General features: G+C 62.7%; 1 protein-coding gene. It reads right to left on the bottom strand.

Annotated elements, in window-relative coordinates:
- Positions 1–142: 142 nt before the first annotated feature.
- The coding region (locus ACODRZ_RS26735; RefSeq protein ID WP_488973190.1) for an IS5 family transposase at positions 143–984 on the bottom strand (842 nt) is incomplete at its 5' end.

Raw genomic sequence — 984 nt, 5'->3', positions numbered from 1 at the left:
CAGGCTGCGGAAAAAGGCTTGGCAGAGCCCGCCATTGGCCCCGGTTTCGCCGTTTTCTAGCCCACGGCGTCAGTCATTCTGGGAGGTGACCTTCCCGAAGCCGGTCGTTTTTGATCGGCCTCGTGCGCTGTGAGGCGCATGCCTAGGTCGCGGCCAGCAGTTTCGGCAGCCTGACGAGGTTGTAGGCGGCAGCGGTGAGCGTGAAGGACCATCCGACGCGATGTTGCCCACGGTGTCGGGTTTTTCGCATGGTGCCGCAGGTTTTTGCCCATCCGAACACTTCCTCGATCCGCTTGCGGATTTTTTGGGAGAGGCCGTAGCCGGGATGGCGTGTCGTACGCCCGTCGATTGCCGAGCGCCGGTTGCTGTTGTTCTGAGCCACATGCGGGGTGACGTCCATCTCGCGCAATGCCTCGACGAAGGCGGCGGTGTCGTAGTTCTTGTCCGCGCCCAGCGTGATCCGATGGCGCCCTTCCATCCGGCCCAGCATGGTCAGTGCGGCATCGCGTTCGGCGGTGCCGGTCGCGTGGGTGAGGATCGCATCGACAACGAGGCCATTGCGGTTCTCCATGAGGACATGGGCCATATGGCACAGCTTGGCTGCTTGGCCCCGCGCTTTCTTGAATAGGCGGGCATCGGGGTCAGTAGTTGATGCATGGGTCGCATTGCTGCGCTTCTCGCCCCGGAAATCGCGTCCGGCATTGCTCGGCGCTATTTTCTGCTCGCCATGGCCGGAGACTGAACCGGCGTCATCGTCATCCCCGGGGCCGCCTTCATCCTTGGGCCTGAAGCTCTTCACGCTGGCCCACGCTTCGATCAACGTGCCGTCCACCGAGAAATGATCGTCGGACAGAAGAGCCTGCACGCGTGCCTGGTTGATGATGGCGGACAGGAACTTGGCGGCAACGTCCCTGGACAGCAGCCTCTCACGGTTCTTGGTGAAGACCGTGACATCCCAGATCGGCGCATCCATCGCCAGGCCGA

It is taken from the genome of Novosphingobium sp. FG90 (assembly GCF_057808725.1).
This window is presented reverse-complemented; position numbering and strand designations above follow the sequence as displayed.